The organism is Phaeobacter inhibens DSM 16374, from assembly GCF_000473105.1.
GTDB lineage: Bacteria > Pseudomonadota > Alphaproteobacteria > Rhodobacterales > Rhodobacteraceae > Phaeobacter > Phaeobacter inhibens.
The window spans coordinates 1,580,793-1,598,938 of record NZ_KI421498.1 but is presented as its reverse complement, the minus strand read 5'-3'; the positions used below and the strand labels follow the sequence as shown (position 1 = coordinate 1,598,938).

General features: G+C 62.3%; 22 protein-coding genes, 1 tRNA gene and 1 riboswitch. Of the genes, 13 read left to right on the top strand and 10 right to left on the bottom strand.

Annotated elements, in window-relative coordinates; all coding sequences use genetic code 11:
• Window position 1 precedes the first annotated feature (1 nt).
• Genes thiS through thiC form a run of 3 tightly spaced genes read right to left on the bottom strand, consistent with a single transcriptional unit; the run spans window position 2 to window position 2,947 of the window.
• Window positions 2–199, bottom strand: a complete 198-nt coding sequence (gene thiS / locus INHI_RS0111355) for a sulfur carrier protein ThiS (protein ID WP_027247707.1) — start codon at window positions 197–199, stop codon at window positions 2–4.
• Window positions 168–1,142 carry an FAD-dependent oxidoreductase gene (locus INHI_RS0111350; protein ID WP_027247706.1) on the bottom strand — a complete coding sequence of 325 codons (975 nt, stop codon included), beginning with the start codon at window positions 1,140–1,142 and terminating at the stop codon, window positions 168–170. Before INHI_RS0111350 ends, thiS begins: the two co-directional genes overlap by 32 nt.
• Window positions 1,139–2,947, bottom strand: coding sequence for a phosphomethylpyrimidine synthase ThiC (gene thiC, locus INHI_RS0111345; protein ID WP_027247705.1), 1,809 nt, complete (start codon window positions 2,945–2,947; stop codon window positions 1,139–1,141). The genes INHI_RS0111350 and thiC overlap by 4 nt, the downstream gene beginning before the upstream one ends.
• Window positions 2,948–3,069: 122 nt before the next feature.
• A riboswitch (TPP riboswitch) is annotated at window positions 3,070–3,198 on the bottom strand.
• 209 nt (window positions 3,199–3,407) lie between these two features.
• Between thiC and bioB the strand changes: the two genes are divergently transcribed.
• The 7 genes from bioB to INHI_RS0111310 all read left to right on the top strand — a co-directional run bounded on the left by bioB (window position 3,408) and on the right by INHI_RS0111310 (window position 9,499).
• A complete protein-coding gene (gene bioB, locus INHI_RS0111340) occupies window positions 3,408–4,385 on the top strand; it encodes a biotin synthase BioB (RefSeq protein ID WP_014874017.1) in 978 nt (325 codons plus the stop codon).
• Complete coding sequence (locus INHI_RS0111335; RefSeq protein WP_027247704.1) at window positions 4,385–5,524, top strand: 8-amino-7-oxononanoate synthase; 1,140 nt, start codon at window positions 4,385–4,387, stop codon at window positions 5,522–5,524. The genes bioB and INHI_RS0111335 overlap by 1 nt, the downstream gene beginning before the upstream one ends.
• A complete protein-coding gene (gene bioD, locus INHI_RS0111330) occupies window positions 5,521–6,162 on the top strand; it encodes a dethiobiotin synthase (protein ID WP_027247703.1) in 642 nt (213 codons plus the stop codon). Before INHI_RS0111335 ends, bioD begins: the two co-directional genes overlap by 4 nt.
• Window positions 6,159–7,457 (top strand): adenosylmethionine--8-amino-7-oxononanoate transaminase, encoded by a 1,299-nt coding sequence (bioA, locus tag INHI_RS0111325; RefSeq protein WP_027247702.1) that lies wholly within the window; start codon window positions 6,159–6,161, stop codon window positions 7,455–7,457. The genes bioD and bioA overlap by 4 nt, the downstream gene beginning before the upstream one ends.
• A gap of 3 nt (window positions 7,458–7,460) precedes the next feature.
• Entirely contained in the window at window positions 7,461–8,081 is a 621-nt protein-coding gene (locus INHI_RS0111320) for a pimeloyl-ACP methyl esterase BioG family protein (RefSeq protein WP_014879493.1), read from the top strand.
• Window positions 8,078–8,866: a methyltransferase gene (locus INHI_RS0111315; protein WP_014879494.1), complete on the top strand. Its 789-nt coding sequence runs from the start codon at window positions 8,078–8,080 to the stop codon at window positions 8,864–8,866. Before INHI_RS0111320 ends, INHI_RS0111315 begins: the two co-directional genes overlap by 4 nt.
• Window positions 8,867–8,971: 105 nt before the next feature.
• A complete protein-coding gene (locus INHI_RS0111310) occupies window positions 8,972–9,499 on the top strand; it encodes a DUF2478 domain-containing protein (RefSeq protein WP_014879495.1) in 528 nt (175 codons plus the stop codon).
• A gap of 224 nt (window positions 9,500–9,723) precedes the next feature.
• On the opposite strand, the gene INHI_RS21085 is transcribed toward INHI_RS0111310, so the two are convergent.
• A tRNA-Tyr gene (locus INHI_RS21085) sits at window positions 9,724–9,807 on the bottom strand.
• Between the two features lie 120 nt (window positions 9,808–9,927).
• Between INHI_RS21085 and rlmB the strand changes: the two genes are divergently transcribed.
• From rlmB to INHI_RS0111295, 3 genes are all read left to right on the top strand, one after another.
• Window positions 9,928–10,704 carry a 23S rRNA (guanosine(2251)-2'-O)-methyltransferase RlmB gene (gene rlmB / locus INHI_RS0111305; protein WP_014879496.1) on the top strand — a complete coding sequence of 259 codons (777 nt, stop codon included), beginning with the start codon at window positions 9,928–9,930 and terminating at the stop codon, window positions 10,702–10,704.
• 198 nt (window positions 10,705–10,902) lie between these two features.
• Complete coding sequence (locus INHI_RS0111300) at window positions 10,903–11,466, top strand: YHS domain-containing (seleno)protein (protein WP_081698696.1); 564 nt, start codon at window positions 10,903–10,905, stop codon at window positions 11,464–11,466.
• Between the two features lie 392 nt (window positions 11,467–11,858).
• Window positions 11,859–12,329 (top strand): CoA-binding protein, encoded by a 471-nt coding sequence (locus INHI_RS0111295; RefSeq protein ID WP_014879498.1) that lies wholly within the window; start codon window positions 11,859–11,861, stop codon window positions 12,327–12,329.
• 238 nt (window positions 12,330–12,567) lie between these two features.
• Here the strand turns inward: INHI_RS0111295 and INHI_RS0111290 are convergent, their stop codons facing one another.
• The 3 genes from INHI_RS0111290 to INHI_RS0111280 are packed head-to-tail and all read right to left on the bottom strand — an operon-like array spanning window position 12,568 to window position 14,160.
• Window positions 12,568–12,885: a phosphoribosyl-ATP diphosphatase gene (locus tag INHI_RS0111290; protein ID WP_014874045.1), complete on the bottom strand. Its 318-nt coding sequence runs from the start codon at window positions 12,883–12,885 to the stop codon at window positions 12,568–12,570.
• Window positions 12,882–13,643: an imidazole glycerol phosphate synthase subunit HisF gene (gene hisF / locus INHI_RS0111285; RefSeq protein ID WP_014874046.1), complete on the bottom strand. Its 762-nt coding sequence runs from the start codon at window positions 13,641–13,643 to the stop codon at window positions 12,882–12,884. Before hisF ends, INHI_RS0111290 begins: the two co-directional genes overlap by 4 nt.
• Window positions 13,644–13,677: 34 nt before the next feature.
• Window positions 13,678–14,160, bottom strand: a complete 483-nt coding sequence (locus INHI_RS0111280) for a DUF2867 domain-containing protein (RefSeq protein ID WP_014879500.1) — start codon at window positions 14,158–14,160, stop codon at window positions 13,678–13,680.
• Window positions 14,161–14,385: 225 nt separating this feature from the next.
• On the opposite strand from INHI_RS0111280, the gene INHI_RS0111275 reads away from it, so the two are divergent.
• Window positions 14,386–14,832 carry a DUF302 domain-containing protein gene (locus INHI_RS0111275; RefSeq protein ID WP_027247700.1) on the top strand — a complete coding sequence of 149 codons (447 nt, stop codon included), beginning with the start codon at window positions 14,386–14,388 and terminating at the stop codon, window positions 14,830–14,832.
• Between the two features lie 144 nt (window positions 14,833–14,976).
• On the opposite strand, the gene hisA is transcribed toward INHI_RS0111275, so the two are convergent.
• Window positions 14,977–15,699, bottom strand: a complete 723-nt coding sequence (hisA, locus tag INHI_RS0111270; protein ID WP_014874049.1) for a 1-(5-phosphoribosyl)-5-[(5-phosphoribosylamino)methylideneamino]imidazole-4-carboxamide isomerase — start codon at window positions 15,697–15,699, stop codon at window positions 14,977–14,979.
• Between the two features lie 132 nt (window positions 15,700–15,831).
• Between hisA and INHI_RS0111265 the strand changes: the two genes are divergently transcribed.
• The gene (locus INHI_RS0111265) at window positions 15,832–16,218 is read left to right on the top strand and encodes a DUF2147 domain-containing protein (RefSeq protein WP_014874050.1); all 387 of its coding nucleotides are present in this window, start codon (window positions 15,832–15,834) and stop codon (window positions 16,216–16,218) included.
• Between the two features lie 105 nt (window positions 16,219–16,323).
• On the opposite strand, the gene INHI_RS0111260 is transcribed toward INHI_RS0111265, so the two are convergent.
• A complete protein-coding gene (locus INHI_RS0111260) occupies window positions 16,324–16,575 on the bottom strand; it encodes a WGR domain-containing protein (RefSeq protein ID WP_014874051.1) in 252 nt (83 codons plus the stop codon).
• Window positions 16,576–16,751: 176 nt separating this feature from the next.
• Complete coding sequence (locus INHI_RS0111255) at window positions 16,752–17,288, bottom strand: peroxiredoxin-like family protein (protein WP_014874052.1); 537 nt, start codon at window positions 17,286–17,288, stop codon at window positions 16,752–16,754.
• Window positions 17,289–17,389: 101 nt separating this feature from the next.
• On the opposite strand from INHI_RS0111255, the gene INHI_RS0111250 reads away from it, so the two are divergent.
• Window positions 17,390–18,121 (top strand): AraC family transcriptional regulator, encoded by a 732-nt coding sequence (locus INHI_RS0111250; protein ID WP_027247699.1) that lies wholly within the window; start codon window positions 17,390–17,392, stop codon window positions 18,119–18,121.
• Window positions 18,122–18,146: the final 25 nt, after the last annotated feature.

Here is an 18,146-nt window from a genome sequence, read left to right as displayed (position 1 = left end):
CTCAGCCTCCCTGCATCGGCGTCAGGATCTCCAGCCGATCTCCGTCCGCCAGTTGAATCCCGGGACGGGCGGCGCGGGCCACGAACTGCCCGTTGACGGCGGTTGCAACTGCGGACTGGGCATAGCCGAGCTGTTGCAGAGCCTCGTCGAGGGTGCCAGCGCGCAGCTCATGCGGTTTGGCGTTCACGATGATGTTCATCCTGTGTCTCCGGTCTCAGGCGGTTTGCCGCCTGCTGCGCCATGGCGGGCGCCAGCAGAAATCCGTGGCGGTACAGCCCATTGAGAAATAGCGTCCCGCCGTCCTGATGAAGGCGGGGCAGATTGTCGGGGAAGGCGGGGCGCAGGCCTGCGCCGGTTTCCACCACGCTGGCCTCGGCAAATCCGGGATGCAGCGTGAAGGCGGCGTTCAGCAACTCACTGAGGGAACGCAGGGAAATTGCGCGCGTCGATGTGCTCTCGATCATCGTGCCGCCGATCATGAACAGGCTGTCGCCCCGCGGCACAAGGTAGAGCGGCATTCGCGGATGGAGCAGCCGCAGCGTGCGACTGATCTCCACCTCCGGGCAATGCAGGATCGCCATCTCGCCGCGCACAGGGCGCAGATCTGGCAGTTGCCCTGCGGCGGCGATGCCCCTGCAATCCAGATCAACAGAGCCGGGGGCATCCGTGCCAAGGCAGATTTCCGCCCCCAGCGCGGCGGCCGCAGCCGCCAGATCCCAGACGGCGCGACGCGGGTCCAGATGTGCCTCCTGTTCGAAGAACAAACCTTGCGCAAAGCGTCCTGTGAGGGCTGGTTCCAGTGCCGCGATCTCTGCGCCGTCCACCCCCCGATAGCCGGTCGTGCGACGGGCAAAACGGGTCAGCTCTGCCCGGTCGCGGGCTGGCGCCACCACCAGCGTGCCGCGCCTGTGGACGGCTGTGACCTTGGCCCACCAATCGATGGCGCGGCCACCGAGGGTGATCACCTCCTCCTCGGCGCTTTCGCGTTCACACCAGGGTGCCAGCATGCCGCCTGCATAGCGCGAGACACTGCCCGCGCCGATCTCTGTCGCGCGCTCATAAACCCGCACCGCAGCCCCGCGCTGCGCCAGTTCATAGGCGCAGGCGAGGCCCGCGAGGCCTGCACCTGCGATGGTGATCATTCCGCCGGTTCCGCAGCCTCGGGCGCTGGCACATAGAGTTCGCCGCCTTCGCGAAACTTGGCGGCCATCGCCTCCATGCCTTCCTTCTGCGCCTCGGCGCGGATGTCGTGGCTGATCCGCATTGAGCAGAACTTCGGACCGCACATGGAACAGAAATGCGCCACCTTATGCGCCTGCTTGGGCAGGGTCTGGTCGTGGAACTCGCGCGCAGTATCCGGGTCCAGCGAGAGGTTGAACTGGTCCTCCCAGCGGAACTCGAACCGCGCGCGACTGAGGGCATCGTCACGGCGCTGCGCCCCCGGCAGACCCTTGGCGAGGTCAGCCGCATGGGCCGCGATCTTATAGGTGATCACGCCGGTTTTCACGTCGTCGCGGTCGGGCAGGCCCAGGTGCTCTTTCGGCGTCACGTAACACAGCATCGCGCAGCCGAACCAGCCGATCATCGCCGCCCCGATGCCGCTGGTGATATGGTCGTACCCCGGCGCGATGTCGGTGGTCAGCGGCCCCAGCGTATAGAACGGCGCCTCGTGACAGCACTCCAGCTGCTTGTCCATGTTCTCCTTGATCTTGTGCATGGCGACATGGCCCGGCCCCTCGATCATCACCTGGCAGTCCTTGGCCCATGCGATCTTGGTCAGCTCACCCAGGGTTTCCAGCTCGGCAAACTGCGCCTCGTCATTGGCGTCGGCGATGGAGCCGGGGCGCAAGCCATCGCCCAGTGAGAAGCTGACGTCATACTGGCGGCAGATGTCACAGATGTCCTCGAAATGCTCATAGAGGAAGCTCTCCTTGTGGTGATGCAGGCACCACTTCGCCATGATCGAGCCGCCGCGCGACACAATCCCTGTCACCCGCTCGACGGTCATCGGCACCATGTGCAGGCGCACGCCGGCATGGATGGTGAAGTAATCCACGCCTTGCTCGGCTTGTTCGATCAGCGTGTCGCGGAACACTTCCCAGGTCAGGTCTTCGGCGATGCCGTTCACCTTCTCCAGCGCCTGATAGATTGGCACAGTGCCGATCGGAACCGGCGAGTTGCGCACGATCCATTCGCGGGTGTTGTGGATGTTGCGCCCCGTCGACAGGTCCATCACCGTGTCGGCGCCCCAACGGATCGCCCAGACCAGTTTGTCGACTTCCTCCTCCATCGAGGAGGTGACGGCCGAAGTACCCATGTTGGCGTTGATCTTGACCAGGAAATTGCGACCGATGATCATCGGCTCAATCTCGGGGTGGTTTATGTTTGCGGGGATGATGGCGCGACCGGCGGCGATCTCATCGCGGACAAACTCCGGCGTCACGTAATCGGGGATATTGGCGCCAAAGTCGTTGCCATCGCGGTGACAGGGGGACAGTTCGCGCAGCTGGTTTTCGCGGATTGCCACGTATTCCATCTCCGGCGTGATGATGCCGGCGCGGGCATAGGCCAGCTGGGTTGGTGCTGTGCCGTCCTTGCCCCGCAGCGGAGCGGGTTTCACCGGGAATTCCGGCGTCAGACGGTCACCCTCAACGAATCCGTTGTCCTCGGGTTTTACATCGCGGCCTTGGTAGCTTTCGACGTCACCGCGTGCCTCTATCCACTGACGGCGCAGCTGCGGCAGGCCCTGGCGGATATCGGTCAGCACATCCGGGTCGGTATAGGGGCCGGAGCTGTCATAGACCGGCAGCGGTGCTTCGCCCGCGGTGGGGTGGGTGGAGATTTCCCGCATCGGTACGCGGATGTCCGGGTGGACCTCTCCGCTGACGTAGATCTTGCGTGATGCGGGCAATGCGCCTGTGGTGATTTTGGGATTGGGGACATTCATGTTGGTGCTCCTCGAAGCCTAGACTTGGAAAAGACACCAGATGAGGTTTGGCTCGGGAAACAGAGGGCGTACGACCCCCTTGTTCAGTCAACGCAAGACGTCAGGGAGTGTACAATTCCCGCAGCCATGCGCGCCTAGCTTCCTACGCCAGTATCAACTGGGTCAGGTTCAAAGGGTCGCGCCGCCGGTCCGGAATGTCCCGCACCTAAACGCCTCTCAGTCCCCTTGGCGGGACTCCCCTGCGTGCTTTAGGGGTAGGGGAGATATGGTCTCCCCGTCAATGTCTTATTTTATAGATTATTATTATCGTTAAATAACAGTAATATGAATTGATAATAGTTCAGAGGTGGAGTGAATTCGCTGCACTGCAGCTTTATGCTTGATCGTGACCCGTCAAGTTATCTATAAAACAATAACGCCATCCGCGTATGGCCATCAGGTAGAGAGAACAGGAGACAGCATGCTGGACGCTGCACCCATCCGCACCGATTGGACCCGCGAGGAAGCGGAAGCGATTTACAACACGCCTTTCATGGACCTGCTGTTTCAGGCACACACCGTACACCGGCAGTATTTCGACCCGAACCAGGTGCAGAAATCCAAGCTTCTCAGCATCAAGACCGGCGGCTGCGCCGAGGATTGCGCCTATTGCTCGCAGTCGGCCCGCAACGGCGCGCAGCTCTCGGCCTCCAAGCTGATCGAGGTGCAGCGGGTGATTGCCGAAGCCAGGAAAGCCAAGGAAGGCGGCGCGACGCGCTATTGCATGGGGGCTGCCTGGCGCTCGCCCAAGGACCGCGACATGGCCGCACTGGAAGCCATGGTGCAGGGCGTCAAGGATCTCGGCATGGAGACCTGCATGACCTTGGGCATGCTGGAGGAAGACCAGGTGTTCCGTCTGCGCGATGCGGGGTTGGATTATTACAACCACAATATCGACACCTCCGAGCGGTATTACTCCGAGATCATCACCACCCGCACCTTTGCCGACCGGATCGACACCCTGAACCGGGTGCGCGAGGCGGGCATCAAAGTCTGTTCCGGCGGTATTGTCGGCATGGGTGAGCAGCAGCTGGACCGCATCGACATGATGCTGGCGCTGGCAACGCTGGAGGTGCATCCCGACTCGGTGCCGGTGAACATGCTGATCCCGATTGCCGATACGCCGCTGGCCAATGTCGAGAAGCTGGATCCGATCGAATTTGTCCGCTCGGTGGCGCTGGCCCGCATCCTGATGCCGAAATCCCACGTGCGCCTGTCCGCAGGCCGCACCGATATGTCGGACGAGATGCAGGCGATGTGCTTCTTTGCCGGTGCCAACTCGATCTTTGTCGGTGACACGCTGCTGACCGCCGACAACCCCGAAGAGGACAAGGACCAGCAGCTGTTCGACCGTCTGGGCATCACCGCGATGGCGGTGGGATGTGACGGCAGCCGCTGATGGCGGGCGCCTTCCCGAGGCATGAAACATCGCTGGACGCGCTGCGCACGCGCGGACGCTACCGGCAGCTGATGCCACGGGACGGGCATGATTTTGCTTCCAACGACTATCTGGGGCTGGCGGGCAGCGATGTGCTGCGCACCGCTGCCGCCGATGCGCTGGCGCGCGGGGTGCCGGTGGGCGCAGGCGGTTCGCGCCTGCTGCGCGGCAATGACGCAGAACATCAGTTGCTGGAGGCGGAAGCGGCCGCGTTTTTCGGCACCGAGGCGGCGCTGTTCATGGGCGGCGGCTTCACTGCCAATCAAGCAATCTTTTCCACTCTGCCGCAGCAGGGCGATCTGGTGCTCTATGATGCGCTGATCCATGCCAGCACCCATGACGGGATGCGGCTGGGCCGGGCAGAAACCCGCAGTTTTGCCCATGGCGACGTGGAAGACGCTTCGCGGGTGCTGAAGGCTTGGCGTGCCGAGGGCGGCATAGGCCAGGTCTGGATCGCGGTTGAGGCGGTCTATTCGATGGACGGCGACCTGGCCCCGCTGGATGCATTGATGGCGCTTGCGGATGCGGACGGCACGGTGTTGGTGGTGGATGAGGCGCATTCCACAGGCGTGTTTGGCGATCTGGGCCGCGGGCTGGCGCATGAAATCGCGCACCGTCCCAACGTCCTGTCCCTGCACACCTGCGGCAAGGCGCTGGGGGCCTCTGGCGCGCTGATCTGCGGTCAGCGGGTACTGATCGAGACACTGATCAACAAGGCGCGCGGGTTCATCTTTGCCACCGCCCCGTCACCGCTGAACGCCGCACTGGTACGGGCAGCCCTGGCTGAGCTGCAACAGAACACGGGCTGCCGCGAACAGGCGTGGCAGGGGATCACCCATGCGCAAGCAGAGGCCAAACGCCTCTGCGGGTTGGACGGCTATCACAGCCAGATCCTGCCGGTGGTGATCGGTGACGACAAACGCACCATGGCGCTGGCAGCAGCGATGCAAGGCTACGGCTATGACATCCGCGGCATCCGCCCGCCAACGGTGCCCCGCGGCACCTCGCGGCTGCGGCTGTCGATCACGTTGAACACGGGGGCACAGGTCATCACCCGGATGTTCGAAAACCTCGCCCGGGAAATGGAGACAAGGCCATGAGCGCGCTGATCGTCACTGGAACCGATACCGGCATTGGCAAGACCATTTTTTCGGCCGGGTTGGTGCAGGCGCTGGATGCGACCTATTGGAAGCCGGTGCAATCCGGAATGGAGGAGGAGACCGACAGCCAGACTGTTGCACGACTGTCAGGCCGCCCGGCGCTGCCGGAGGGGTACCTGCTGCAATTGCCTGCCTCGCCGCATCTGTCGGCAGAGGCTGAGGGCGTGGAGATTGACCCCAATGCGCTGGCCTTGCCCAAAGTGGACGGTGTGCTGGTGGCCGAGGGGGCCGGCGGGCTGATGGTGCCCTTGAACCGCAAGGTTCTGTATCTCGACCTGTTTGCCCGCTGGGGCGCGCCGGTGATCCTGTGTGCACGCACACAGCTGGGCACGATCAATCACACGCTTTTGTCGCTGAAAGCCCTGCGCGATGCGGGCTGTCTGGTTGTGGGCGTGGCCTTCATAGGCGACGCCGAGCCGGAGGTGGAGGAAACCATCTGCCAATTCGGCAAGGTGGCGCATTTGGGGCGGTTGCCGGTGCTGGGTGAGCTGACCTCTGACGCGCTGGCGGTGGCCTTTCAGGCCAGCATCCGCGTGGATCTGATCAGGGAGGCATTGGCCCAAGGAGAGGCGGCATGAGCACCGCAGACCTCACCCAGCTGGAATTCGACCAGCGGCACCTCTGGCATCCTTACACCAATGTCGCCAAACCCGGCCCGACCTTTGTGGTGAAGGCAAGCGAAGGCGTCCACATCACGCTCGACGACGGCACCCGGTTGATCGACGCGATGTCGTCGTGGTGGTGCATGATGCACGGTCACAGGAACCCGGCGATCACATCGGCCATTCACGCCCAGCTCGACACCCTGCCGCATGTGATGTTCGGCGGGCTGACCCACGATCCGGCCATCGACCTGGGCCGCAAGCTGCTGGAGATCACCCCCGAAAGTCTGACGCGGATCTTTTATTGCGACAGCGGTTCGGTCTCGGTCGAGGTAGCGATGAAGATGGCGGTGCAGTATCAGCACGCCATCGGCCAGCCAGAGCGCAAGGAGTTTGCCACCATCCGCTCTGGCTATCACGGCGATACCTGGAAGGCGATGAGCGTCTGCGACCCGGACACCGGCATGCACCACCTGTTCCAGGGCGCACTGAGCGTGCAGCATTTCGTCTCCCGCCCGCCGGTCCGTATCCATGAGGATTGGAGCGATGATCCGGCCCAAAACGGGCTGGGCGAGCTGCGCGCGGTGCTGGAGGCCGGGCAGGACAAGATCGCCGCCTTCATTCTGGAACCCGTAGTGCAGGGCACTGGCGGCATGTATTTCTACCACCCGGAATACCTGAACCAGGCGCGTGCGCTGTGCGATGAACTGGGTATCCTGCTGATCTTCGACGAGATCGCCACCGGTTTCGGCCGCACCGGCGCGCTGTTTGCCACCAATTTCTGCGACGCGGAACCGGATATCATCTGTTTGGGCAAGGGGCTGACCGGCGGCCATATCTCCTTTGCCTGCACCATGACGAACGACCGCGTCGCCGAGGGTGTGGGTGGCGGAAACCCGGGCATCTTCATGCATGGGCCGACCTATATGGCCAATCCGCTGGCCTGCGCTGCGGCCAAGGCCTCGCTGGATCTGCTGACCGGGCAAGACTGGCGCGGAACTGTCTCGGGGATTGCAGAGCAGATGCAGTCTGAACTGGCAACGGCGCGCGAGCTGCCCAATGTGGCGGATGTGCGGGTTTTGGGCGCCATTGGTGTTATCGAGATGAAGCACGCGGTGTCCGCAGATGAGGCGCACGCCCGTGCCCATGATATGGGCGTCTTCCTGCGTCCCTTTGGTAAGAACATCTATACCATGCCGCCCTTCATCACGACGCCGGATCAGCTGAGCCAGATCACCGCAGGCATGCTGCGGCTGGCGCGGGAGCTCTGAGCCATGGAGTTCCGCTGGCTCAAACGGAAGCAAGCAGGCGAGGCCATCGTGATCTTTGGCGGATGGGCCGTCGGGCCGGGCGTCTTTGATCATCTTGCGGGCGCGCAGGATCTTGTATTCGTGAACGATTACCGCAGCCTTGATGCCGATCTTCCCGATCTGTCCGGCTACGACCATGTCACTCTGCTGGCGTGGTCCTTTGGCGTTGCAGCCTATGCCCATTGGCAGGAGGGGCGCGCCGACCCCTTCGACCGCAAGGTCGCAGTCAATGGAACCCTTACGCCGGTGGATGAGACGCGCGGTATCCCGCCAGCGGTAATGGTCAAGACTGCAGAGGGGCTGAGCGAACAGAGCTTGGCCCAGTTCCTGCGCCGGACCTTCAATGCCCCGCAGCCCTCACATGCGGTCGACATCGATGCCCGCCGCGCCGAACTGCACGCGGTTGCGGCGCGCGGAACGGCGCCTGTTGTGGCATTCGATCAGGTCTGGATCGCCGGGCGGGATCGAATTTTTCCACCCGAAAATCAGCGCCGGGCCTGGGCGGGCGCGACAATCCGGGAGCTGCCCGCAGCGGCCCATGCGCCGTTTGATCACTTCGACAGCTGGCAGGCGCTGATCTCATGAAGGATCTGACACCCCCAGCCGTGGATACCGCCCGCGTGGCGCGCGCCTTTCGCCGGGGGCTCGGCAGTTATCACGGGGCTGCTTCTGCGCAGGCGCAGATAGCTGCGGAGCTGTCGGCGCTTCTGGCCAAGCACGTGGGGCAGACACCGTTTTCGCATCTGTTTGAATTCGGGGCGGGAACTGGCCATCTGACGGATGCGCTGCTGCGCGATCTGTCGGTTGTGCGCCTCACGCTCAACGATCTGGTGCCTGACGCGGAGGCCGGTTTGGTGCCGATCATGAAGGCACATGGGCAATCCGCAAGCTTTCTGCCGGGGCGGATTGAAGACATCAGCCTGCCCGATACCCTCGACCTGATTGCGGCGGCCTCTGTCGTGCAGTGGATCAGCGACCTGCCATTCCTTTTGCGCCGGTTTGAGTCCGCGCTGTGCCCCGGTGGCTGGCTTGCACTCTCCGGTTTCGGCTCGGCGCATTTTCACGAGTTGGTCGCACTCGGCTCTGATGCTGCGGCACCAAATTACATGGATCATGACCAATGGGCGGGGGTGCTGCCGGAGGGGCTGCAGCTGATCGAGTTGCGACAGGCGCCTATCGTCCTCGGGTTCGACAGCCCGCGCGCGGTGTTGCGCCACCTGCGGGACACCGGCGTAAACGGCCAATCGCGTGGCGGTTGGAGCCGTGGCAGGCTGCAGGCGTTTGAAGATGCCTATCGCAGCCGCTTTCCCCATCAGGGTGGCGTGCGTCTCACCTATGATCCGGTGCTGATGCTGGCGCGACGCGTCTGAATACGTCTGCGGCCAAAGTCGCATGCCGCGCGGCAATTGCGCCTCTGGCAGTTGCGCGGCTTTGCCGCTAGCCTGTGGCCGGAAATCAAAGAATAAGAGGCCGCAATGCATCTGTCCTATGTTATGACCCAAGAACGCGGCGCCACCGACAAGCTGCTGACCGCTCTTGCCGAGCGGCTGCAGGGTGACGGGCTGCGGCTGGCCGGGATCGTGCAGACCAATACGGAATGCTATGACAATGCGCTGTGCGACATGGATGTGCGGGTGTTGCCGGCCGGTGAAACCATTCGGATTTCGCAATCCCTCGGCCCAGAGGCCCGCGGCTGTCGATTGAACCCCGACGCGCTGGAGCGCGCGGTGGGGCAGGTCACGGCGGCGTTGGGGCAGGACCCCGCACCACAGGTTCTGCTGGTGAATAAATTCGGCAAACATGAAGCGGACGGGCGGGGAATGCGCCCTGTTATCGGCGAGGCGCTGGCGCGGGGCGCGGTTGTGGTCTCCGGCGTCAACCGGATGAATGTCGAGGCGTTTCAGAGCTTCTGTGACGGGCTGGCGCAGGAGGCTGAGCCTGATCTTGATGCACTCGTGAACTGGGTCCATTCCGCCGTTGCAGAGGCTGCGAAAGAGGGCTGAGACCGTCCTTGATCGAGTGACAGATCTGACCAACCGGTGCGGGATACCGCGCCGGTTTTTTGGGCTGACCCGCCGCAGCTGATGTCAAAGGGCACCATGCGCAGACGCAAGAAAACGAGACGCGCAATAAGGAATTGCATTATAAATCAGGCGGTTGAATGCGGATTTCAGCCTGACGACTGCTGCCACCATCTTCTTGCTTAGCACTGCTGAAAGAGAGAAGATGGTGGGCGACCCTGGAATCGAACCAGGCGTGCGTCTCCGCGAGGGAGTTACAGTCCCCTGCCACACCTTGCGGCCTGTCGCCCACAATCAGTTGCGTGTTGCACCTGATGTGGAGGCGTGATTACAAGCAGGCCAAAGGGGCGTCAACCGGAAAAACGCAAGTTTTTCACGCGGGTCCTGATTTCTTTCTGCTGGAGAGCAATATGTCTAAAAAACCCAAATGGGTCGTCGAAAAAGAGCAGTCCAAAAAGGCAGCCTCGGCGGAAACGGTATGGTTGTTTGGTCTGCATGCGGTGCGCGATGCGCTGCTCAATCCCAAGCGCGAAAAGCTGCGTCTGATGGTGACCCAGAACGCCGAGGCAAAACTGGCCGATGCCATAGCCCAGTCCGGGGTTGAGGCTGAAGTGATCGACCCGCGCAAATTCAACCCACCAATCGACAAGCAATCGGTTCATCAGGGCGCCGCACTCGAAGTGAAGCCGCTGAATTGGGGCGGGCTGGACGAGAACTGCATCGGCGCGGAGGTTCCGCGCGTATTGCTGCTGGACCGGGTGACGGATCCTCATAACGTCGGCGCAATCCTGCGCTCGGCAGAGGTGCTGGGCGCCAGCGCAGTCATCGGCACACGACACAATTCCGCACCAGAGACCGGCGCGCTTGCCAAAACCGCCAGCGGTGCGCTTGAGCGCCAGCCCTATCTGCGCATGCGCAACCTTGCAGACACAATCGTCGAATTGCAGCGGATGGGCTTTCTGGTGCTGGGCCTTGATGGCGAGGCAGAGCAGACCATCGAGGCGGTTCTGGACGGGCGCAAAGGCGATCCCGTGGCGCTGGTCCTCGGAGCAGAGGGGCCGGGTCTGCGGCAAAAAACCAAGGAAACCGTGGATCATCTGGTCAAGATCGATGCCGCCGGTGGCTTTGGCTCGCTGAATGTTTCCAATGCGGCGGCGATTGCGCTTTACGCGTCGTTGCCTCGCTAATTGGCGCCAGCGACCCCGAACTGGCCTGTGAGAGGTCCATCCTGACAATGTCAGAGCGCCCTCACAGGCCTATCACAAATGCGTATCCTCCCTTTGCAGGGGCCTGTCTGCCGGGCAGACTTGTCGTGAAATCGTCGCGGGCATGTGCCCGTCTGCACCCAAGCCTGAACGGCCCCCGATGAAGGACCCCGCCTGCCCGTGACCAGCCGCCTTGCCATGCTCAGCCAAGAATATCGCCAGATCCTGAAGACCTGCGTACCGCACATGGGTGGGCTGGCGTCCCGGCGTTTGGGGGCTGCCCTTAGGTCAATGGTGGCTGTACTGGGGCTTGGCAGTGTGGTTGCCATGGCGGCAACGCTGATGCCTGAGACGGCCCGCGCCGATCCGACGCTAGTCTCCGCACCAAGAGGGGTGGCCGTTGGTGGCCATGATGTGGTGGCGTTTTTTCAGGACGGGACGGCCGTGCTGGGCCAGCAGACCCACGCGATCTTGTGGCACGGGGCCGTCTGGCGCTTTGCCTCCTCGCAGAATCAGGAGCGGTTTGAGCTTAATCCCCGTGCCTATGCGCCCCGGTTTGGGGGCTATTGCGCCTATGCGCTCTCCAAAGGGTATCTGGCGCCCGGCGATCCCACGCTCTGGGTGATTGCCGACGGTCGGCTCTATCTGCTGAACAATCCAAGCGCGCTGGCTGCCTGGGAGGCCGAGCGGCAAGCACTGATATCCGCCGCTGAAGGGCGTTGGCCCAAGATCCTGCGAAAGTGATCCGCAGACGCGGCCCCGCGCCTGAGCCTGCGGCACAGAATTGCCCTGGCAGATCCGTATGTGACTGGCTCCGTATGTGACTGGCCACGCGAGAGAAATGTCACGAATTTGAGAGGTTCCCTTTCAAAATCGACGGCTCACCCCATATTATTAACAGACTGCGAATTGGAACCTTCGCAGATCTTTTTCACTGTCCCTCGTTCCATACCTTGCGCCCGGGCCTGATCCCGGGCGCTTTTTTCTTGCGTCGTAGGGCGGGCGCGATTTCTGATTGACCTACGGGACGCAATTGGCCTTGCACGCAATGCGCCACGCGATACGGTCAGGACTGGCACAACGCTCGTCAGACCACTGTGGCAGAGCGATTTGAGACCAGCGCAGACGGGGGAGCGATGCCAGACTATACCGACCAGCATCTGAAAGATGTGCTGACACGCAACAAGACCATCGCGGTGGTTGGTGTCTCCACCAATCCGGTCCGTCCCAGCTATTACGTGGCGCGGTATCTCGGCCTCAAGGGCTACCGGGTACTGCCGGTGAACCCGGGTTATGCGGGAAAGTCCCTGTTTGGTCAGACCATTCACGCCAGCCTGAGTGATATTCAGGAGCCGGTTGATATGGTCGACATCTTTCGTCGCTCTGAGGCGGTGCCCCCCATCGTGGAGGAGGCGCTGGAGGTCTGCAAAGGGTTGCAGACGATCTGGATGCAGATCGGCGTAGAGCATGCCGAGGCCGCAGCAAAGGCGGAGGCTGCAGGTCTCACGGTGATCCAGAACCGCTGCCCGAAGATCGAATATCAGCGCCTGTTCGGAGAGCTGCGCATGGGCGGTTTTGCCACCGGGATCATTTCGTCCAAGCTGTAGGTTCGTAAGGAACTATCGCGACAGGGGGCTCCCGCCCGCTGCTGCCGTCCTAAAGGACGGCCTCCACGGTTGGGCCGGGCGCCGCTGCGCGGCGCAGAAGATGTGCTGAGATGCCCTTTAGGGGCAGGCCTGCCCTTAAAGGGCCTTGTCGATTGTAATGGTTCTTCGCGCGTCAAGGGCAAGCCGCGCGTGCCGCGCGGAGGCTGCGCCTCCCTTGACCCGCCGCATGACCTGGATGTCAGCCCTTGGGGCGGGCGGCCTTCTCGGCAATGCCGCTCAGGCCCTGACGATCTGCCAGCACCTGAAGCACATCATCCAGCGCCACATCGCGTGCGGCCAGCATCACCAGAAAATGATAGAGCACATCCGCGCCTTCGGAGGCGAGTCCGGTCTTGTTATCCTTCACCGCCTCAATGATGGCCTCAATGGCCTCCTCACCGAATTTCTCGGCGCATTTCTCCGGCCCTTTGGCGAGCAGTTTGGCGGTCCAGCTGCTGTCCGGATCAGCCCCCTTGCGGGACAGAATAGTGGTCTCAAGATCGTGCAGCAGGGTCATGTCAGCCTCATCGGGATGCCGGCAGCGGCCATATGCTGTTTGGCCTCCTGTACGGTGAATTCGCCAAAGTGAAAGATCGAGGCCGCCAGAACCGCGCTGGCGCCGCCTTCGGTGACACCCTCTACCAGATGATCCAGTGTGCCGACGCCGCCAGAGGCGATCACGGGCACATCGACAGCATCCGAAATGGCGCGGGTCAGCGGCAGGTTGAAACCTGATTTGGTGCCGTCGCGGTCCATTGAGGTCAGCAGGATCTCTCCCGCACCTTTGGCCACCACGAGCCGGGCAAATTCAACCGCATCAATGCCGGTTTCGCGGCGGCCGCCGTGGGTGAAGATTTCCCATTTGCCGGGGGCCACCGTCTTGGCGTCGATGGCGCAGACAATGCACTGACTGCCGAACTGCTCGGCCGCCTCGCGGATCACATCCGGGTTGGCCACCGCTGCGGAATTGAACGAGACCTTATCGGCCCCGGCCAAGAGCAACGCGCGAACGTCTTCTTTGGTGCGCACCCCGCCGCCGACGGTGAGCGGCACGAAACACTGCTCCGCCGTGCGCCGCACCATATCGAACATGGTACCACGGTTTTCATGGGTGGCATGAATATCCAGAAAGCAGATCTCATCCGCGCCGGCAGCGTCATAGGCTTTGGCCGCCTCAACCGGATCACCGGCGTCGCGCAGGCCAACGAAGTTCACACCTTTGACCACGCGGCCATCAGCCACGTCGAGACAGGGGATAATGCGGGTTTTCAGCATGGAGGATCCCTTTGCCGATGGGGTTGGCCCTGTCTTACTGCGCGGGTGGTTGGGATGCAATCGCGGGGCTGTGCCGCGCGATGCGGCGCATGCTGTCCCGTACAATCAGGATGTGAAACGGCATCACCAGCGCCAGATAGATGCGCCCGAGGAGATTATGCCGGTGAACCCAGGTGGCCATGTAAATCTGCCCGTCATGGCGTAAGACGGTGATGCGGAAATCCAGATGACTGTCATCTGCGCCCAGGATCAACTCGCGACTGTCTTCAAAGGTGACGGGAAAGATCGCGCCCTCGCCGGTGTCACTCACCTCGGTTTTCAGTCCCAGCGGGCGCACAATCGCGTTGCGCAGGCGCAAGAGCGCTGATGCCCATCCTGGCATCGACAGACCAATATCGGCCGCTTCCCGCGGGGACAGTGGGCTTTCAACCGCATAGCCGTCGATGAAATCGCCGGGCGAGACCATCTGCCACAAACGGGCGCTGTCGGGGAGGCGGGTCTTGCGGACGCGGGGCATAGGCTGAGTTCCATTGTGGTCTTGGCACCGGAGAGATCAACGGCACTATTGCGGCGCAATAAACGTCAATTTGCGACAGATGGAAAGCGGGCGCGGTGCCGCAGGGCCCGGAGTGTCGGCCTTGATCCTGTGGCGCAGGCTTGCCGATGCCAAAGATGTGAATTGTACACAGGACTGTGCTGGCTTGTTCTTGGGGCATTCATTCCCCAATTCGGAGCTGTCGTTATGATCAAATCCCTTGCCCTCGCCGGAGTCATTGCTGTTATGTCCGCTATTCCCGCCGCTGCTGACCTGATCAAAATACCAAGCCAGAAACCGGTGATTGAGACCATGGATGCGCTGCAGGCCGCCGTAGAGGGGGCTGGCGCCACGGTGTTTGCCCGTGTGGATCATGCCGCCGGGGCGCAGAAGGTGGATCTGTCACTCAACGATGCGCAGCTGCTGATCTTTGGCAATCCCAAACTGGGTACCCCTGTGATGCAGGCGGATCTGCGCGCCGGGCTGTTCCTGCCGCTGAAAGTCCTCGCGTATCAGGACGCAGAGGGGCAGGTCTGGCTGACCTATGAAGATCCGGCAGAGATGCTTGCGGGGCTGGATGTTCCCGCCGATGCGGAGGCCGTGGCAAAGATGCAGGGCGCGATTGGCAAGCTGACGGCGGCGGCCACGGAGTAGACACGTCGCGGGCTGTCCCTTGCTTCGGCAGGCGTCTAAAATGAGGGCAAGGGGGCACTTGCCCCCTTCGCAGGCGAAACCGTCCGCTGGACGGTTTCTCAGTGGCTGCTCACCCCCGGGGTGTTTTCAGCCAGAAGGTGACGATCAGCTCTTCAGGATCTTTAAGGCCTCGCCGAGGTCAATCGCACCATCATAAAGCGCCCGGCCGGAGATCGCGCCGTTCAAAGGCGCGCCGCAGGATTTGAGCGCCTGCAGATCCGCCAGTGACGAAACCCCGCCGGAGGCGATCACCGGAATGCTCACGGCATTGGCCAGCGCCGCTGTGGCCTCGACATTCGGGCCTTTCATGGCGCCATCGCGCAGAATATCAGTGTAGATGATCGCGGCAACACCGGCATCCTCGAAGGATTTTGCCAGATCCGTTACCATGACATCGGTCTCTTCGGCCCAGCCCTTGGTGGCAACGCGGCCATTGCGGGCATCAATACCGACAGCGACCTTGCCGGGGAAAGCGCGCGCCGCCTCTCGGACCAGATCGGGGTTCTCCACCGCGACGGTGCCCAGGATCACCCGCGCCAGACCTTTGTCGATCCAGCGTTCGATGGTGGCCATATCCCGAATGCCGCCGCCCAGCTGGGCCGGAACCTTGCAGCGCTTCAGGATTTCCTCGACCGGGGCCGCATTGACCGGCTCACCCGCGAAGGCCCCGTTCAGATCCACCAGATGCAGCCAGTCACAGCCTGCCTCGACAAACTCCAGCGCCTGCGCTGCGGGGTCATCGTTGAAGACGGTGGTCTTCTCCATATCACCATGCAGCAGGCGAACGGCCTGGCCATCTTTGAGGTCGATTGCGGGGTAGAGGATCATCTGGCCGGTCCTTCATAAAACTAAGCTGGCCTCTTTTGCACAAGGCCACGCCGGATTGCAACGCGACCCGAGGTCAAGCTTGCCTGAATTGCCTCTTGGCGGCCAGACTGGCTGCAAAAGGGAGGATGACACATGAAAAAACTGGCACTTGGTATCGCCTGTGCATTGGGTCTGGCGGGCATGGCCTCAGCTGATCCGGTGCTGGGCACCTGGAAAACGCAGCCTGATGACGGCTCATATGCCCATGTCACCATGGCGCCCTGTGGCGCAGCCGTTTGCGGCAAGATCAGCCGGACGTTCAATGCTGAGGGGGAGTATAAATCGCCCAATATCGGCAAAACGCTGGTGATTGACATGGTGGCGAATGGCGATGGGTCTTACGCGGGCAAGGTCTGGCGCCCCTCCAACAACAAGATCTATACAGGCAAGATGAACCTGTCCGGCAAATCGCTGGCCTTGCGGGGCTGCGTGGCAGGCGGTCTGATCTGCTCCAAACAGACCTGGAGCCGGGTGAAGTAAGCGCGCTTTTCAAGATCACACGAGATGATCGGGACATCAGGGGGCGGCGACATCAGGTCGGCGCCCTTTTTTTGTGATCGGTGGGCGGATACTGGGGGCAGGGCCCTAGAACAGCCCCAGCTGCACCGGGATCGGCACGAAGCCGCGTTTGATCTGGCGATCGCGATGTTTCTCGGCAGCTGCCAGGGCGGTTTCCTGGGATGTGTAGTAGCTGCGCCGCTGTTGACCCCCGGCCTCTCCCAGCGGGCCGTTGGTCTGTTCGACACACCACTCCCCGAACAGGGTCTGGCTCAGGTTCAGCACGCAATAGCGGTGTTGACCTTCAATATAGTCGAATTTTTCGAGACGGATCTGCACCGGGCCGCGACCTGCAAAAGACTGGGGATATCTGGGTTTGCGGTGTATGCCCGTGTGCGTCCCCACTGTCCATCCATTCTCGCGCGGATTTCACATTGCCATGTGGCGTCCGGTTGCCATCTGGCCACAGCCCCCTGCGGCCAGATGCCTTCCCGTCATTGATCTGATGCCCGTGATCAGACGTCGCCGTCGTATTCGCCGCGTGCGGGGTAGTCATTGGCGATGGCAAAATCCAGTGCCGAGACCAGTTCCGAGAAATGCGGGCGCACGAACGGCATGGTCTGAACCGATCCGTAATAGAGCGTCTGCTCAGGCGTCACCATGAACAGCCCGGGTTCGGAAAACAGCGCTGGTTCCTCAATCCCGATCGAGGTCTTCCCGCGCGACGTGGACAGATACAGCCCCCACTGGCGGGCGACATTCAGCGACAGGTCATAGCCGAACCGCAGCGCCTCAGCGCCGATCTTGTCGGCCATTGCACGGGTCCGCTCCTCGCCGTCACTGCTGACGGCGATACAGGCCACGCCCCGGCTGGCAAAATCACCAACCCGCTTTTCCAGTTCGGTCAGATAGTTGGCACAGATCGGGCAGTGCAATCCGCGATAAAAGCAGATCACGGTGCCCCGTGTCGCATCCTCTGACGAGAGGTCGAAGGTGCCGTGGTCCAGTGTCGGTAGGGTCAGATCTGGTGTCTTTTGGCGTGGCATTAGCATGAGCAGGGTCCTTGTCAGCTAGCAATGTGGTGACTTGTTTTCCACCTTTGCGCATATTAGGATCATCTAAATCCGAAAAACATGATGGTAAATCCGATTTCATGGACCGACTGACCACATTGATGGATCGTTTTCAGCTCAGCGTGTGCGCCGCAGAGCCGGGGGAGGCGAACCTTATCGCCCTTGCGGGTCCCGAGCGGGAGCCTGTGCGTATCCGCTATTATACGACTGAGAGTTCGCCGATGCGCACCTCTGCTGCGGTGATGTGGGCGGCGCGGGTGGAGTGGTCTGGCCGCCGCAACCCGTTTCTGGCCGCGCTTCCGGCGCAGGTTGATTATGACATCTCCGGCGCCCCGGAGGTGCAGGCCCTGGTGCGTGCAATGCGGGGGGAGGCAGAGGCCGGGCGCTGTGGGGCGCAATCGGTGATCAACCGGCTGGGGGAGGTGCTGATGGTGCATCTGCTGCGCAATCAGCTTCAGAATGGTGCGACCGAGCCGGGGCTGCTGGCCGGGCTGGCGGACCCACGGCTCAGCCGGGCGATTGTCGCCATGCATGATCACCCGGGCCGCCTCTGGAGCAATGCCGATCTGGCGGAGGTCGCGGGACTATCGCTGTCGCGTTTTGCCGAAGTTTTCGCCGCGGAGGTAGGAGAAACCCCCATCGGATACCTGCGCCGCTGGCGGCTGATTCTCGCGCATCAGGATCTGTCGCGCGGTGATCGGGTCGATGCCGTGGCCCGACGCTACGCCTATAGCAGCCCCGAAGGTTTCAGCCGTGCCTTTCGCAAGGCCTATGGCGTGGCGCCGATGTCCCTGCGCATGGCTACTGCCTGACCGTCGCCGCGCCTGTCATCTTTCC

Excerpts from the sequence above, each read along its gene's own strand:
- thiS (WP_027247707.1), bottom strand. The coding sequence starts at position 199 with ATGAACATCATCGTGAACGCCAAACCGCATGAGCTGCGCGCTGGCACC.
- INHI_RS0111350 (WP_027247706.1), bottom strand. The coding sequence starts at position 1,142 with ATGATCACCATCGCAGGTGCAGGCCTCGCGGGCCTCGCCTGCGCCTAT.
- thiC (WP_027247705.1), bottom strand. The coding sequence starts at position 2,947 with ATGAATGTCCCCAATCCCAAAATCACCACAGGCGCATTGCCCGCATCA.
- bioB (WP_014874017.1), top strand. The coding sequence starts at position 3,408 with ATGCTGGACGCTGCACCCATCCGCACCGATTGGACCCGCGAGGAAGCG.
- INHI_RS0111335 (WP_027247704.1), top strand. The coding sequence starts at position 4,385 with ATGGCGGGCGCCTTCCCGAGGCATGAAACATCGCTGGACGCGCTGCGC.
- bioD (WP_027247703.1), top strand. The coding sequence starts at position 5,521 with ATGAGCGCGCTGATCGTCACTGGAACCGATACCGGCATTGGCAAGACC.
- bioA (WP_027247702.1), top strand. The coding sequence starts at position 6,159 with ATGAGCACCGCAGACCTCACCCAGCTGGAATTCGACCAGCGGCACCTC.
- INHI_RS0111320 (WP_014879493.1), top strand. The coding sequence starts at position 7,461 with ATGGAGTTCCGCTGGCTCAAACGGAAGCAAGCAGGCGAGGCCATCGTG.
- INHI_RS0111315 (WP_014879494.1), top strand. The coding sequence starts at position 8,078 with ATGAAGGATCTGACACCCCCAGCCGTGGATACCGCCCGCGTGGCGCGC.
- INHI_RS0111310 (WP_014879495.1), top strand. The coding sequence starts at position 8,972 with ATGCATCTGTCCTATGTTATGACCCAAGAACGCGGCGCCACCGACAAG.
- rlmB (WP_014879496.1), top strand. The coding sequence starts at position 9,928 with ATGTCTAAAAAACCCAAATGGGTCGTCGAAAAAGAGCAGTCCAAAAAG.
- INHI_RS0111295 (WP_014879498.1), top strand. The coding sequence starts at position 11,859 with ATGCCAGACTATACCGACCAGCATCTGAAAGATGTGCTGACACGCAAC.
- INHI_RS0111290 (WP_014874045.1), bottom strand. The coding sequence starts at position 12,885 with ATGACCCTGCTGCACGATCTTGAGACCACTATTCTGTCCCGCAAGGGG.
- hisF (WP_014874046.1), bottom strand. The coding sequence starts at position 13,643 with ATGCTGAAAACCCGCATTATCCCCTGTCTCGACGTGGCTGATGGCCGC.
- INHI_RS0111280 (WP_014879500.1), bottom strand. The coding sequence starts at position 14,160 with ATGCCCCGCGTCCGCAAGACCCGCCTCCCCGACAGCGCCCGTTTGTGG.
- INHI_RS0111275 (WP_027247700.1), top strand. The coding sequence starts at position 14,386 with ATGATCAAATCCCTTGCCCTCGCCGGAGTCATTGCTGTTATGTCCGCT.
- hisA (WP_014874049.1), bottom strand. The coding sequence starts at position 15,699 with ATGATCCTCTACCCCGCAATCGACCTCAAAGATGGCCAGGCCGTTCGC.
- INHI_RS0111265 (WP_014874050.1), top strand. The coding sequence starts at position 15,832 with ATGAAAAAACTGGCACTTGGTATCGCCTGTGCATTGGGTCTGGCGGGC.
- INHI_RS0111255 (WP_014874052.1), bottom strand. The coding sequence starts at position 17,288 with ATGCTAATGCCACGCCAAAAGACACCAGATCTGACCCTACCGACACTG.
- INHI_RS0111250 (WP_027247699.1), top strand. The coding sequence starts at position 17,390 with ATGGACCGACTGACCACATTGATGGATCGTTTTCAGCTCAGCGTGTGC.